Source organism: Streptomyces sp. NPDC088810 (genome assembly GCF_044750305.1).
GTDB lineage: Bacteria > Actinomycetota > Actinomycetes > Streptomycetales > Streptomycetaceae > Streptomyces.
Genome location: NZ_JBIVJQ010000014.1, coordinates 167,320 through 181,350 on the forward strand (window position 1 = coordinate 167,320; position 14,031 = coordinate 181,350).

11 protein-coding genes are annotated in these 14,031 nt (G+C 70.7%); 3 read left to right on the forward strand and 8 right to left on the reverse strand.

All coding sequences use genetic code 11. The features are described 5' to 3' along the window. Nucleotides 1–235: 235 nt before the first annotated feature. The 4 genes from ACIP4Y_RS34110 to ACIP4Y_RS34125 all read right to left on the reverse strand — a co-directional run bounded on the left by ACIP4Y_RS34110 (nt 236) and on the right by ACIP4Y_RS34125 (nt 5,389). A complete protein-coding gene (locus tag ACIP4Y_RS34110) occupies nt 236–1,072 on the reverse strand; it encodes an NAD(P)H-binding protein (protein WP_401399809.1) in 837 nt (278 codons plus the stop codon). Then, nucleotides 1,069–1,965, reverse strand: coding sequence for an alpha/beta hydrolase (locus tag ACIP4Y_RS34115; RefSeq protein WP_401399811.1), 897 nt, complete (start codon nt 1,963–1,965; stop codon nt 1,069–1,071). Before ACIP4Y_RS34115 ends, ACIP4Y_RS34110 begins: the two co-directional genes overlap by 4 nt. A gap of 123 nt (nt 1,966–2,088) precedes the next feature. After that, nucleotides 2,089–2,493 carry a nuclear transport factor 2 family protein gene (locus ACIP4Y_RS34120; RefSeq protein WP_401399813.1) on the reverse strand — a complete coding sequence of 135 codons (405 nt, stop codon included), beginning with the start codon at nt 2,491–2,493 and terminating at the stop codon, nt 2,089–2,091. 589 nt (nt 2,494–3,082) lie between these two features. Continuing rightward, on the reverse strand, nt 3,083–5,389 hold the full coding sequence (locus ACIP4Y_RS34125) for a DUF2786 domain-containing protein (protein WP_401399814.1): 2,307 nt from the start codon (nt 5,387–5,389) through the stop codon (nt 3,083–3,085). Nucleotides 5,390–5,516: 127 nt separating this feature from the next. On the opposite strand from ACIP4Y_RS34125, the gene ACIP4Y_RS34130 reads away from it, so the two are divergent. Continuing rightward, nucleotides 5,517–7,325, forward strand: a complete 1,809-nt coding sequence (locus ACIP4Y_RS34130; protein WP_401399816.1) for a DUF4357 domain-containing protein — start codon at nt 5,517–5,519, stop codon at nt 7,323–7,325. Next, nucleotides 7,322–8,563: an McrC family protein gene (locus tag ACIP4Y_RS34135; protein WP_401399818.1), complete on the forward strand. Its 1,242-nt coding sequence runs from the start codon at nt 7,322–7,324 to the stop codon at nt 8,561–8,563. Before ACIP4Y_RS34130 ends, ACIP4Y_RS34135 begins: the two co-directional genes overlap by 4 nt. Nucleotides 8,564–8,620: 57 nt before the next feature. Here the strand turns inward: ACIP4Y_RS34135 and ACIP4Y_RS34140 are convergent, their stop codons facing one another. The 4 genes from ACIP4Y_RS34140 to ACIP4Y_RS34155 are packed head-to-tail and all read right to left on the reverse strand — an operon-like array spanning nt 8,621 to nt 11,499. Then, nucleotides 8,621–9,034 (reverse strand): hypothetical protein, encoded by a 414-nt coding sequence (locus ACIP4Y_RS34140; protein WP_401399820.1) that lies wholly within the window; start codon nt 9,032–9,034, stop codon nt 8,621–8,623. A gap of 29 nt (nt 9,035–9,063) precedes the next feature. After that, complete coding sequence (locus ACIP4Y_RS34145) at nt 9,064–9,552, reverse strand: protease inhibitor I42 family protein (RefSeq protein WP_401399822.1); 489 nt, start codon at nt 9,550–9,552, stop codon at nt 9,064–9,066. Beyond that, nucleotides 9,533–11,116 carry a peptidoglycan-binding protein gene (locus tag ACIP4Y_RS34150; RefSeq protein ID WP_401399824.1) on the reverse strand — a complete coding sequence of 528 codons (1,584 nt, stop codon included), beginning with the start codon at nt 11,114–11,116 and terminating at the stop codon, nt 9,533–9,535. The genes ACIP4Y_RS34145 and ACIP4Y_RS34150 overlap by 20 nt, the downstream gene beginning before the upstream one ends. An 11-nt stretch (nt 11,117–11,127) precedes the next feature. Further along, nucleotides 11,128–11,499, reverse strand: coding sequence for a hypothetical protein (locus ACIP4Y_RS34155; protein ID WP_358646149.1), 372 nt, complete (start codon nt 11,497–11,499; stop codon nt 11,128–11,130). Between the two features lie 324 nt (nt 11,500–11,823). Between ACIP4Y_RS34155 and katG the strand changes: the two genes are divergently transcribed. Then, nucleotides 11,824–14,016, forward strand: a complete 2,193-nt coding sequence (gene katG, locus ACIP4Y_RS34160; RefSeq protein ID WP_401399826.1) for a catalase/peroxidase HPI — start codon at nt 11,824–11,826, stop codon at nt 14,014–14,016. Nucleotides 14,017–14,031: the final 15 nt, after the last annotated feature.

The window sequence follows — 14,031 nt, forward strand, 5'->3', positions numbered from 1 at the left end:
GCCCGCTGAAGGCACCCGCACCGACGACGGAGCCCCTCGCCGGAAGCCAGGGGCTCCGCGCACGCGCGCCGGGCCACGACGACAGGGGCGCTGGGCGGTCACCGGCCCGCATCGGCTCCGCCGTGCGCGGATCGGCCGCGCATCCTCCGCCACCGCGGCACGGACGTCCTGCACCTCGACGAGGACGGCCGGATCAGCTCCGTCGCCGTCTTCCTGGACCGGGCTCCCGGGGGCTTCACGGCTCCCGATCGGCCGTGAACTGCGCACGGTGTGCGGTCGCCCACTGGCGGAAGGTGCGGGGCGGGCTGCCGGTCAGCCGCTCGACGGTCGGGTAGACCTGCGACTCGTCGAGGGTGCCGTCGCCGTAGAAACCGAAGAAGGCCCGGATGTACGGCTCCGGCACGCCCGCCGCGGCCATGTCGGCCCGGCCCTCCTCGTCCGACAGCGCGTGGAAGCGCAGGTCGCGCCCGAGGACCTCGGCCAGGACGGCCAACCGCTCGGCCGGCAGCAGCGGTTCGGGGCCGCTGAGCGGGTGGATCCGTTCCTCGTGGCCGGGGTCGAGCAGGGCTCGGACGGCGACGGCGGCGATGTCGTACGGGTCGACCGACGCGACCGGCACCGCGCCGAACGCGTCCCTGACCACATCGCCCGCCCGGAGCTGCGGCAGCCAGCGCAGCGCGTTCGACATGAAGGCGTTCGGCCGCAGGACCGTCCAGGCGAGGCCTGATTCCCTGACCGCGGTCTCCGAGTCGATCATGAATTCCGACAGGACGTTGTCGGTGTCGGTGGCGACGGTCGCGAAGCTGGAGAGCAGGACGACGCGTTCCACCCCGGCACCGCGCATACGGGCGAGCAGCCCACGCATGTCGCGGTAGCCGGGAAGCAGGAACACGCCCCGTACGCCGTCGAGGGCGGGACCGAGCGAGTCAGGCTCGTTCAGATCTCCGACCACCTGGTCGGCGGGCACATCGGCGGGCTTGCGGACCAGGGCACGTACGGGCTCTCCGGCGCGGGCGAGCGCCTGGACGACCTCGCCGCCGACGTTTCCGGTGGCTCCGGTGACGAGGATCATCGCAGCGTCCGGGCGAAGTGCGCGGCCACGGTGTCGACGGCGATGGTGACCTGGGGTTCGGAGTCGTAGAAGTCGAACTGCGTGCCCTGCGTCCACAGGATGTCCTTGGGGCCGGCGAGCCCCGCGTGGAAGCGGCGGGCACCGTCGGGGATCGCGGCGTCCTCGCTGTGCACCAGCAGGGTGGGCTGCCCGATGCGGGGCGCGAGGGCGATGGCGTCGTACGTGAGCCAGTCCGCCCACGACATCACAGCGAAACGGTTCGGCCAGGCGGGGATGCCGCCGCGCGCGGGGTTGAGGTAGAAGTCGATTTCGTACGGCATGGCGGCGCGTTCGTCGGTCGCGGAGACCACCGGGACGTATGCGACCTCGCCGGTCTCCTCGTAGTGGGCGCGGGCCTCCCGGCCGGCCTTGACCCGTTCGGCGACGGCCTCCGCGCCGCCGTAGGCGTCCTCGCAGACGGCGGCGTCGTGCAGCCAGGGGGCGACGAGGGCCAGGGATCGCACCCGGGCGTCACCGGCGGCGCTGTCCGACATGTACATCGCGGCCGCGCAGATGCCGAGTGCGCCGATCCGGTCGCCGTCGACCGCCTCGTGGGCGGCCAGGAAACTGAGCGCGTGGTGGATGTCGCGGACCTTGCGGGCCGGGTCCTCGACGTCACGCGGCACGCCCCCCGACTGGCCGAAGCCGGTGAAGTCGAAGGACAGCGCGGCGTATCCGCGCTCGGCGAGCCGTTCCGCGTACCGGTCGGCCATCTGCTCCTTGACGCTGGTCCAAGTGCCGGCGACCACGATCCCGGGCAGCGGGCCCGGAATGTCCGTGTGCTCGGGAAGGTAGAGGGTGCCGGTCAGGGTGGCGTCCTCGCCGGCGAAGGCGACGTCGGTCCTGCGTGTCATGCGTACTCCTGTGTGGCGTGGGCGGTCGGTCCATCGGTGAGTCCGAGCAGGGCGCGAGTGCGAGGGTGAGGCGGGGAGCCGTGGAGGTGGCCGACGGACGGCGCCGGCGCCCCTCCGGGCGCCTCATCGCTCCCCGTCGCTCCAGATCGCGGTCATCACGACGCCGGCGATGCGCCATCCACCGCGGGTGCGGGCCAGGTCGAAACGGTAGGTGCCACCCAGCGTCCACAGGGAGTCGTCCGCCTTGCGGTGGGTGGCCTGGAAGGCGGCGGTGCACACCGCCTGGTCGCCGTCGACGGCGACCAGGTGGTTGCCGAGGAGGTGGTGGGTGGCGGTGTACACACCGAGGCCGGTCCGCCAGCCGTCGACGATCTGCGCGGGGGCGAGGGTGACGGGTTCGCCGCCGTTAAGGCTGGTGTAGTCGAGCGTCACCTTGTCGGCGAACACCCCGGCCAGCGCGTCCCAGGCACGCTGGTCCGCGTACCAGGCCATGCGGTTGCAGATGTCGATGACGTCCAGTCGGTCCATGATGAGCGTCCTTGGCACGGGTAGGGGAAGGGGTACGGGTGCACGCGCGGGCACGGCCATGAGTGCCGGGACCCGGGGCCCGTGCCGCTGTCGGGGACGGCCGCCGGGCTGCCGGCCCGGTGTGGTGGTGTGCCCGTCGCAGCGGGCTGTGCGGCGGGCCGCGCGCCGGGGCGGGTGCCTTTCGATCATGCCGCGTCGGCTCGCCGCCGGATTGACGTCGCGTCCGCGATTTCTCGACGTCGCGTCTCAGGATGAAGCGGATCCCGCTGTTCACCGCGGAGGTGCGGGCGGTAGCACCGACGGGCCCTGACGCCGTGAGCGCGGGCCGCGCGGATCGGCTTCCTGTGGGTCTCGATGAGCTGACGTGCGGTCACGCGGGGCGCTGATCCGGTGCGAAGGTTGAGCAGCCGTCGCTCTTGCGCCCCGCGCGCCGCCGGGTCAGGCAGACAGTGAGGCAGCAGTTCCAGAACGACAGCGAGAGCGAGCAGTTCCCGGCTGGAGGCCCGATCACCTGACCCCGGCAGGGGGACGCTGTGGGCCGGGATCTTCCCGGCCCACGACGACGTCCCGCATCCGGCACCCCGTGAGTTCAGCGGATGAGCCGGGCAGCCTCGGCCTCCTGGTCGAAGGCCGGGCCGCCGATGTCCGCGTCCCGGCCGTCGGAGACCCCTTGCCAGTAGCCGGTGCCCTTGAACCTCGTCGGACGGGTCTTGTTCAGCTTCGGGTACTCGGCGGCGAGCCGCGCCTCTACCACCGTCGTCCGGTCGGCGAGGACCAGAGCGACACTGCGGCCACCCGTCCCGTCCGCTTCGCTTCCCTGCTCGGCGGCGGCGCTCGCGGTCCGCTGCGCGGCACCGATCCGCGCCGTCACCTCGCGGATGAAGCCGAGCATCCAGGAGCGCTTGTAGGCGCGGGCGTCCTCACCCTCCGGGCGGTGCAGGCGGTCCGCGCGGTCCGCGCCCTCCAGCATCTGCAGTCGCAGGCTCGCGAACAGCACCTCGGTGGCCTGGATGTCGGCCTGGAAACCGAAGAGGTGGACCCGGTGACGGTTGTCCCTGCCGCCGGGGTACACCGACCGGCAGCGCATCTCGTAGCCGATCCTGGCGAGCAGCCGACGCCCTTCCTTCACGTAGGGCGGGTGGAGATCGACGATCCGGTCCACCGGCCGCTCCGCCTCGGTCACGTCGTCGAGCATGGCCTGCTCGATCCCGTACTTGGCCATGAGCTCGTAGGCCTTGTCCCGGTAGACGCGGGCCTCGTCCTCGGTGACTGCCGGGTTCTCCGACTTCCGCAGCAGCGCCCTGACCTTGCCGAGCAGCGCCTCGGGCAGTCCGTCGCGCGCGGGCCCGGGGCCCGACCCGGACCCGTCGGAGTCGGACGTCGTACGGTCATCGGCGCGCGTCCGGGCGTCCGCCGCGCTGCTCTCGTCCGTGCCGCCGTCGTCCTCCCGGGCGATCAGGTCCGCCAGGTCCTCCGGGTCCGGTACGAGTTCCGACAGCACCTTGAGCGCCCAGTGCCGCCAGGCGACGGTGTCGTCGTCACGGACCCGCGCCCGCACCGAGCGAAGACGCCGGAAACCACCGTCGGCGCGCCGCACGAGGAACTCGAGCCGCGCGTGGCCGAGTTGGGCGACCGCCAGCAGAGCGCACAGGTCGAAGGCGCTGTCCGGGGCGTAGTCGATCTCGATGCCGGGTTCGGGGTACCACTCCTCGTGCTCGTCCCCGGGGCCCCCGAAACCGAACAGGTCGGACAGCAAACTCTGGGTCGCCGCGCCGGTCGTGACCCGCACGACGGACGTCGACGGCTTCCCGGAGTAGGCCAGTGCGGCCGCCCGCTCCTCCCGGGAGGTGACGACTCGGTACCAGACGGGGACCGAGCCGAGCATGCCGTGCCAGGTGACCTCGCCCCGGTCGTGACGCTCCCGCGCCTGCTGTTCGACGTCCGCGCCGAGCCGCTCGTCCCGCCAGGCGTCCTGGCCGGGCTGTTCCTGCGCGTCGAGGAACGCGTCCAGGTAGTCGGCGGCAGAGCGCCGCGCGCCGTACTTGCTGTCACCGAGCAGGGTTCGCTCACACGCGGAGAGGGCGTCGATGACCGGCTGGAGCACGAGCGACATGTATCGCTTGACCGCTTCGGACAGCTCCGCGAGGAACGCCCGCGTGGCCTCCGATCCCGTGGCCTGATGTCTGCGGCGCCACGCTTCGAGCTGTTCGACGCAAGCCTGCTGCTGGGCCAGCCACACCAGGTGCCCCGCGCCCTGAAGGTGCTCCTCCCGCAGCAGCACCGCGTCCTGGACCGCGGCGGCGGTGCCGGGCGCGTCCAGCACGGCTTGGGCCAGAAGCCGCAGCGGCTCCGGCTCGCCGGCGAAGAACTCGGCGGGGGTGAGGAGTTGCCTGCCGTGTCGGCGTGGCATCGACTCCGGACGGTCGATCTCACCGTTCCACGGGATCTCCGCCGACCAACGCGCCCGCCACCCCGCGAAGTCCGCGGCCGGGTCGCCGGTTCGCGGCTGGACCCGCCCCCACCGCCACAGCAGCATCTCCTCCCAGCCCTCGGCGTTCCAGGACCACAGGGCCGGTTCGCCGCTCGGCGCGAGCCGGGACCGCAGTTCCCGTGCCGCTCCCTCCAGATCGTGGAGGTGTCCCCCGGGGACCAGCCGCTCCAGCCAGCGGACGGTCTCCGCCACGGGCTGGGCCCGTGCCTCGTCCGCGGCCACCCGCGCGACCGTCACCGCCGCGACCAGTGACCGGTCCCCGAGATCGGCAGGGAGCAGCTTGTACAACTGGGGGCCGGTGGTCTCCAGCACGGCGGCGAGGTCCCCGGCTCTGATCTCCAGCCAGTCCGCCCGCCGCTGCCGGAACTCCTTCTCCCACAGCCCGTCCGTACCGCTCACTGTCATGCGATCCCCTCCCGGATACGAAGGGACATCCTAGGAAGGCGGGCCGTGGGATCGGGAAGCCGGGCTGTCGGTGGCGGCCAGTACGCTGCAGGCGAGATCGGACCGGTGCGTGCTGAGGGGGAGGTCCATGGCCGACGAGTTTCCCGAGTTCCGGCTGAGGCTGCCGAACGGGAAGATGGTGGCCCGGGGGCGGCTGCTGCAGCAGAAGGGCGCGAAGGGAAGCCGGATGTTCGTCATCGCGGCGGGTTCCCCGGTCCGGGCCAACACCGTGCCTTCGTTCGCCGCGCGGAAACCACCGTCGTACTACACGCGGCAGCAGTTGATCGACGCAGGTGTGATCCGCAGGTCCGACCGCTGGCAGGGATATCTGGAGACCGTGTCGGACATCGAGTGCACCTCGCCGTCGGCCGCCGCCGAGATCCTCATGGGCTGCAGTGCTAACGGATGGGGGGTGTGGAAGTCCGCCGACGGCCGCGCGCTCATCGACCATTTCGGATCCTCCGCGGCCGTACCCAACCGCCCGTGGCTGATTAGGGGTTCGAACGTCTCGGGCCTCGACCTGGTCCGGCGTCAGTGGCTTCCGGAGGGACTCGTCACCCTCGCCGCCTCCCGTCTGCGCCAGGGCGTCCGGGAGGGTGTCGGCAAGGACGAGCTGCGCACCCTTGTCCAGGAGGACTACGAGTCCACGGCCACGTACAGCCAGCAACAGCAACTCGTCGAGGATCTGCACGCCTTCCTGTCCCGGATGAAGCCGGGCGACACCGTGTGCACCATATCCGGCGGGCACCTGTACGTCGGTGAGATCACCGGCGAGGCGGAGCAGACCCAGTCGGAGGACCGGCGGTCCAACCTGCGCCGGCCGGTGGAGTGGCAGCCCGTCGGGCACCCGTACGGCGAACTTCCGGAGGAGCTCCAGCAGAAGCTGTCCATCCAGCACGACGTCGTCGACCTCACCTCGGTCCAGGCCCACATCGAGGGTCTCGGCCTGACCGACGAGGAGCTGGTCGAGGAGGCGGAGGCCATCGAGCGGGACCCCGGCACGGAGATCCCGGCGATCACCGCCCGCCGCGAGCTCGAGCTGCCCGAGCCGACCGACGCGCTGGCCGGTGAACTCCTCGTGCACGACACCGAGTGGCTGCGCGAGGTGCGGGACCTGCTCTGGGACGACCGCCAGCTGGTGCTGTACGGGCCGCCCGGCACCGGCAAGACGTACCTGGCGCTGAAGTTCGCCGAGTTCCTCGGCGGCGGGCCCGAGCAGGTGAAGCTCGTGCAGTTCCACCCCTCGTACACCTATGAGGACTTCTTCGAGGGGTTCCGGCCCCAGGAGGACCCGCGGACCAAGGAGGTCGCCTTCCGGCTCACCGCGGGCCCGCTGCGGGAACTGGCCGACCTGGCCTCCCGCGAGGGAAACCGGCACATCCCGCACTTCCTGATCATCGACGAGATCAACCGGGCCAACCTGGCGAAGGTCTTCGGCGAGCTGTACTTCCTGCTGGAGTACCGCAACAAGTCGGTGCGGCTCACCTACTCCGGCGACGACTTCGCGCTGCCACCGAACCTGTTCGTGATCGGCACCATGAACACCGCCGACCGCTCGATCGCCCTCGTGGACGCGGCGATGCGCCGCCGGTTCGCGTTCGTGGAGCTGTCGCCGCGTACGCAGCCGACGAGCGGCCTGCTGCGCCGCTGGCTGGAGAGAGAGGGCAGGGACACCGAGCCCGCCGATCTGCTTGACGCGCTCAACTCCCGTATCGAGGACGCGGACTTCCGTATCGGGCCCTCGTATCTGATGAAGAAGGGCGCCTACCGGGAGGGCGGTCTGGAACGGACCTGGCGGACGAAGATCCTTCCGCTGCTGGAGGAGCACCACTACGGGGAAGGCGTGGACATCGAGAAGCGGTACGGGCTGGCCGCCCTGCGGGAGTCGCTGGGGTGAGCTCTGCGGCGAGTACCCCGAGCCCTGGCGAGTCCGTGGAGCTGGTGGAGCACGCGCCGGCCGTCCGCCGCGCACTCCCCGATCCGGTCGGCCGCGCGCTCGCCGCGGCCGGCATCGTGGACGCGACCCCCGACCCGTACGCCCCGGGGCACTGGTCGCTGCGGGCGGGCAGCAAGGTCGGGGCGGTCGCTGTGACCGTACCGGGCGGCGGGCAGGTCACCGTGCGGGTCACTCCCAAGGTGCCCGTCGTCCGGCTCTTCTTCCTGCTCGGCTACAGCCCTGTCCACCACAGGAGCTGGCACGACGGGCAGGTCGAGGTCGCTGAGCACCACGATCTCGTGCCCGCGCTCGCCCACGCGGTGGAGCGGCAGGTGGACCGTGCACTGCGGCGAGGACTGCTGCAGGGGTACAAGGCCACGGAGGAGAGCGCCCTCGTCCTGCGCGGACGGCTCCGGGAGGCCGACCAGATACGGCGTCGCTTCGGGGCGACACTGCCGGTGGAGGTGGCGTACGACGACTTCACCACCGACATCGCGGAGAACCGCGTCCTGCGTACGGCCGTCGAGCGTCTCCTCCGGCTTCCCGGAGTGCCGCGCGAGGTGCGTCGCAGGCTTTTGCACCAGCGCGCCCGGCTGGCCGGCGTGACCGCGATCGTGCGCGGGCAGCCGATACCCGACTGGCTCCCCACCCGCCTCAACGCCCGGTACCACCACGCCCTGCATCTCGCCCGCCTGGTCATGGACGGCATTTCCGCCGAGCACTCGCCCGGCGGGTTGCGCATCGACGGGTTCCTGTTCAACATGAACAGGCTCTTCGAGGACTTCGTGACGGCAGCCCTGCGGGAGGCTTTGCAGACCGCGGGTTCGGGTCACACCGTCCGGCTCCAGGACCCGCACCACCTCGATGAGGCCGCCGCCATCCGCATGAAGCCGGACCTCGTGCTGTACGGTCCCGACGGCACCCCGTGCGCGGTCGTGGACGCAAAGTACAAGGCGGAGAAACGGGGCGGCTATCCGGATGCCGACCTGTACCAGATGCTGGCGTACTGCACAGCCCTCGGTCTGCGCGAGGGTCACCTCGTCTATGCGAAGGGCAATGCCCCGCACGCCGCCCATCAGGTGCGTCACGCGGGCATCGTCATCCATCAGCACGCCCTCGACCTGGACCAGGAGCCAGCCGGAGTGCTCATGGAGGTCGAGGAGCTGGCCCAGTGGCTGGTGAACACCCCGCCCGATTGACCGAACCGCGGAGTGCGCGGGCGCCGCGTACAGCCTGGGCAGCGCGGCCCGGTGAGATCACGTACTCCCGCCCCGCGCCCGGGTCAGCTGCTTGAGTTCGATGATGGTCGCGACGGCGCGCAGCCAGGCGGCCGCGGTGTCGTCGGCGGCGATCCCGCCCACGAGTTCGGTGCCGGCCCGGAGCCACTCCCGGACGAGGACGGCCGCCTCCCGGCGGGGCAGGGGCTCGGGCAGCTCCGCGGCGCGGGCGAGTCCGCCGGCACGTACCGTCTCGGCGAGGAAGGCGACCGAGCGCGGTTCGGTGCCGAGGCGGTCGAGGAGGACGGCTGCGGCCGCGGCGCCGTCGCCGAACAGGGCGGTGCGGCGGGGGCCGGGCTCGGCGACGAGGCCGTACCGCAGCAGGACGGTGATGTCGAGCCGGGCCAGCTCGTCGTCCGTGCGGTCCGGCGGGTACGGGGCGGCGTCGTTCATGGCGGGGCCTCGGTGTCTCGTCTCGTCGCTCAGCGGACGGTGACGGTGTAGGTGATGCGCTCGGGGGCCTGGGAGGGGCTGGCGGAGGGTCCGGCCGTCTCGGGGGGCAGGCTGGAGGTGTTGCCCTGGCAGGTGGTGAACGTGCAGTGCAGCAGCGTGAACCGGGTGGTCCCCTTGCCCTTCGCCTCGAAGGTGAAGGTGAGCCGGCCGCCGGCACCGGGCATCGGCTCGTCGCCGGAGTCCGACGCGTAGTCCTGGCCGCGGCTGACGAGCACCGAGCGGTCGGGCCCGGGGTCGACGAGGTACCAGTACTCGCGGGTGGAGGCGTTCTGGTGGACGGTGATCGTGAAGCGCTCTCCCGGCTCGGCGGTGATGCTGGTGTCCTTCACCGGGTGGCTCGCGGTGCTCGCGGAGCCGCCGGCCGGTTCGTCGGTGCCCGGGCCGCAGCCCGTGGCGAGAGCGAGCAGCGCGGCCGCCGCGATCGCGGCACCGCCCCTGCTACCGCGGAAGATAGACACTGTACGCGTTGGGGAGATCACTGTTGGAAGCCTTGCCCATGTGGCCGTTGATGAAGTCGTCCTCGCTGACCCAGGTGGTCGAGCCCCAGGGGTTGTACACCTGAAGCTTGTCACCCTCCTGGGCGATGATGGTCATGGCGTGGGCGCCCTCCTTGCCCGAGACGTCGACCGGCACCGGCCGCCCCTGCGCCACCGACTTCTCGACCTCGGTGAGGACCGCCCTGCGGTCGGCGTTGCTGTTCAGGTCCTGGCGCTCGTAGTCACTGCCGGTGGCGCTGCCGACGTGGGAGTCGTTGATCCGTTCCTGACCCTCGGGACCCATGCCGCCCCAGTTCTTGCCGCCGTCGCCTTCGGTGTGCAGCCGGTGCTGTTCGGCCACCAGGCGCTGCTTGAAGGCGTCGGGGTCGTCCTGCTGCCCGTCGGGGCCGCCGGTGAGGTCGAGCGCGTAGAGGGGGTCGACCATGGCGCGGGAGGTGACGGTGGAGGAGGCCACGCAGGTGCCCTCGGAGCCGTCGCCGCCCTGGACCCACCGCTGGCCGTCGAACGTGACGTAGTCCTTGTTGTTGTTCGAGCCGTCCGGCGCCAGGCCCTCGTCGTTCATGCTGTCCCCGGCGGTGACCACCGGAGTGAGGTGCCGGCGCAGCCAGGCGGGGTCCTTGCCGTGGATCTTGTTCTGGAACGTCCCGATCTCGGCGACGCTGTGGCCTGCGGCCAGGGCCTTCATCAGGTAGGCCCGCTCCTGCGGGCTGTCCGACTTCGCCAGCATCCGCTCCATGGCCATCTCGTCGTCGAGGCTCAGCAGGTCCATCCGCGCCGACGCGCGCTCCAGGTCGCCGGCCTTGAGGATCTCGTTCAGCTCGGCGTCGGCGCCCGCGACGCCGGTGTCGGCGAGCATCAGCTTGTCGACGGCGGTGAGTTCGCTGGTCTCCATCTTCCCGGCCCGCGCCTCGGCGGCCCACTTGTTCAGGTCCCGGGCCGCGACGCGGGTGGCCTCCTGCGCGTCGGAGACGGCGGCGTGCATCAGGTCGACCGCGGAGGAGCCGAAGTGGGCGGCGTTCTTGCGGTCCCACTCCTCCTCGTCGTTCTCGTGCAGGTCGTCGAAGAAACCGTCCTTGCCGCCGAGCGTCTTCTTCTGCTCCAGCAGCTGTCCGCGGCCCTGCTCGTCCTTGCGCTGCGCGGCGCCGATCGCGTCGGCCAGCGTCAGCAGCACCGTCGCGCACCCCTGGAACGCCTCGCTCATCTGGTTCACGGACCGCCCGGCGGCGTTCACCACGTCGGAGGCGAGGACGCTCGTGTCGCCGACCCACACCTCCGGGAGACCCTTGCGGCCCACCCGGTCGACCTGGTCGAAGACGCTGCCGACGTGGTCGACCTGGCTGCGGTAGAGGCTTGCCAGGCCCTCCAGCACGCCCGGGTCGCCGCCCGGTTCGGGCACCGAGAGCGCGTCGTCGATCAGGTCGAGGAGCTCGTTCTTGCTCCCGGCGGCGAGCATTTTCTTGGACAGCCCGGCGAGCCACGCGAGGCGGAAGGAAGGGGAGTCGAGAGGAGAGGAGAAGAACGACACCGGCCCGTTCCTCAGTAGCTCGACAGGACGGAGGTGCGCCCGCCCTGCGTGGATGTGTCGGTGAGGCTGCTCGTGCCGCCGACGCGGACGCCGTCCGCGTGCGCCTTCACCAGGCCGTCGGTGCCGTGGTAGGTCTTCTTGGCCAACTGCACCTTGCCGCCGAGCTCGTGCAACGCCGACGCCAGTGTCTTGGCCTCCGCCTCCCAGGCCTTGACGAACGCGTTCAGCGCGGACGCGGCGTCGTCGCCGCCGACCTCGCTGTACGAGTAACTCGTGCGGGACTTGACTGCCGAGCTGACGGCGTCCATGTCCCTGCCGGCAGCGTCGAGTTGCTGGGCCTGGCCGGTCATACCTGCCGTGACCTGGTAGCCCTCCGAGCCCACCGTGCCTCCCCCGTATGCATTCGATCGTGATCGCGGGCAGGCTAACACGCACTGTATACACGGAGGATCACACGTCGTCCGCCCCACACACCTCCTCCACAGCACCCGCCCCCCGGCACCTCCGGGCACGCGTCCCGGCCCGATCGGCCCCGTCCACGCGAATTCGATTCGGCTTGCGTCGGAAATCGGCACGTGCGGAGAAAGGCCGTCCCTTTCCCTCACGCCTGTCATGAGGAGTGCTCTGCGTGTTTCACAGAGGTGTGGCCTGCTGTGCGCGACCATACGGACGCGGCACAGAACACCGAGACAGGAAGAAGGACGGGCATGTCCGCCAGTGAAAGCGAAAATCCAGCAATCCCTTCACCGACGCCCACACCCACTCGGCGGCCCAGGACGAACCGGGACTGGTGGCCGAATCAACTGGACCTCCAGGTTCTCCACCAGCACTCGCCCCGGTCGAACCCGATGGACGAGGACTTCGACTACGCGAAAGAGTTCGCCACCCTCGACGTCGACGCGCTGAAGCATGACGTCTTCGAGGTGATGACGGCATCCCAGGACTGGTGGCCTGCCGACTACGGTCACTACGGGCCGCTCTTCATCCGGATGAGCTGGCATGCCGCGGGAACGTACCGCATCGCGGACGGACGCGGCGGTGGCGGCAGCGGCGCGCAGCGCTTCGCCCCCCTCAACAGCTGGCCGGACAACGCGAGCCTGGACAAGGCGCGCCGCCTGCTGTGGCCGGTCAAACAGAAGTACGGCCGGAAAATCTCCTGGGCCGATCTCCTGGTCTTCGCCGGAAACTGTGCCATGGAATCCATGGGCTTCAAGACGTTCGGGTTCGGTTTCGGGCGAGAGGACATCTGGGAACCCGAGGAAATCTTCTGGGGGCCTGAGGACACCTGGCTCGGAGACGAGCGCTACAGCGGCGACAGGAACCTCACCGGTCCTTTCGCCGCCGTGCAGATGGGCCTGATCTACGTCAATCCGGAGGGGCCCAGCGGAAACCCGGACCCGATGGCTGCCGCCCGGGACGTCCGGGAGACGTTCGGGCGCATGGCGATGAATGACGAGGAGACGGTCGCGCTCATCGTCGGCGGCCACACCTTCGGCAAGTGTCATGGCGCGGTCGATCCCAGTTACATCGGCCCGGAACCCGAGGCCGCCTCGATCGAACAGCAGGGCCTCGGCTGGCGTAACACCTACGGCAGCGGGACGGGCCCCCACGCCCTCACCAGTGGTCTGGAGGGTGCGTGGACCACCGAGCCGACCAGGTGGGACAACGGGTACCTGGACAATCTCTACGGGTACGAGTGGGAGCTGACGAGCAGCCCCGCCGGCGCCCACCAGTGGACTCCCACGGATCCCGCGGCCCGGGACACCGTGCGCGACGCCCATGATCCGTCGAAGCGGCACGCCCCCATGATGCTGACGACGGACCTCGCGCTGAAGGTGGACCCGGTCTACGGACCGATCACGAAGAGGTTCCACGAGAACCCCGACGAGCTGGCGGTGGCCTTCGCCAAGGCGTGGTACAAACTGCTGCACCGCGACATGGGACCGCGCGCGCGTTACCTCGGCCCGTGGATTCCCGAGCCGCAGCTGTGGCAGGACCCGGTTCCCGACGTCGACCACGAACTGGTGGGGGACGAGGACATCGCCGCCCTCAAGGGCCGGATCCTCGCCTCGGACCTTTCCCTCTCCCAGCTGGTCACCACCGCCTGGGCGTCGGCGGCGAGCTTCCGCGGCACCGACAAGCGCGGCGGGGCGAACGGAGCACGCATCCGGCTCGCGCCGCAGAAGGACTGGGAGCTCAACGACGTCCCCGAGGTGACCGAGGTGCTGCGGACCCTCGAGCGGATCCAGCAGGACTTCAACGGCTCCCAGACCGGCGGCACCCGGGTCTCCCTCGCCGACCTGATCGTCCTCGGCGGGTGCGCGGCCGTCGAGCAGGCCGCGAGGAACGCCGGGCACGACATCACGGTGCCGTTCGCGCCGGGGCGTACGGACGCCTCGCAGGAGCAGACCGACGCGGCGTCCTTCGCCGTGCTGGAGCCCAAGGCGGACGCCTTCCGCAACTACCTTCCGGCGGGCGAGAAGCTGTCGCCGGAGACCCTCATGCTGGACCGCGCCAACCTGCTGACGCTGACCGCTCCGGAGATGACGGTGCTGATCGGCGGCATGCGGGCCCTGAACACGGGCTTCAAGGGGTCTCCCCACGGTGTCTTCACCCACCGGCCGGGAACCTTGACCAACGACTTCTTCGTCAACCTGCTCGACATGGGCACGGAGTGGAAGGCGTCGGCCACGGACGAGAACGTGTTCGAAGGCCGGGATCGCGCCACCGGCGAGGTCAAGTGGACCGCCACCGCAGTCGACCTGGTCTTCGGTGCGCACTCCCAGCTGCGAGCCGTCTCGGAGGTCTACGCGTCCCAGGATGCGGGAGAGAAGTTCGTACGTGACTTCGTGGCGGCGTGGAACAAGGTGATGAACCTCGACCGGTTCGACCTCGCCTGAGCCCGGCGTCCCGGT

Coding starts and splice junctions, on each gene's coding strand:
- ACIP4Y_RS34120 (WP_401399813.1), bottom strand. CDS start 2,493: ATGGACCGACTGGACGTCATCGACATCTGCAACCGCATGGCCTGGTAC.
- ACIP4Y_RS34115 (WP_401399811.1), bottom strand. CDS start 1,965: ATGACACGCAGGACCGACGTCGCCTTCGCCGGCGAGGACGCCACCCTG.
- ACIP4Y_RS34140 (WP_401399820.1), bottom strand. CDS start 9,034: ATGAACGACGCCGCCCCGTACCCGCCGGACCGCACGGACGACGAGCTG.
- ACIP4Y_RS34130 (WP_401399816.1), top strand. CDS start 5,517: ATGGCCGACGAGTTTCCCGAGTTCCGGCTGAGGCTGCCGAACGGGAAG.
- ACIP4Y_RS34125 (WP_401399814.1), bottom strand. CDS start 5,389: ATGACAGTGAGCGGTACGGACGGGCTGTGGGAGAAGGAGTTCCGGCAG.
- ACIP4Y_RS34110 (WP_401399809.1), bottom strand. CDS start 1,072: ATGATCCTCGTCACCGGAGCCACCGGAAACGTCGGCGGCGAGGTCGTC.
- katG (WP_401399826.1), top strand. CDS start 11,824: ATGTCCGCCAGTGAAAGCGAAAATCCAGCAATCCCTTCACCGACGCCC.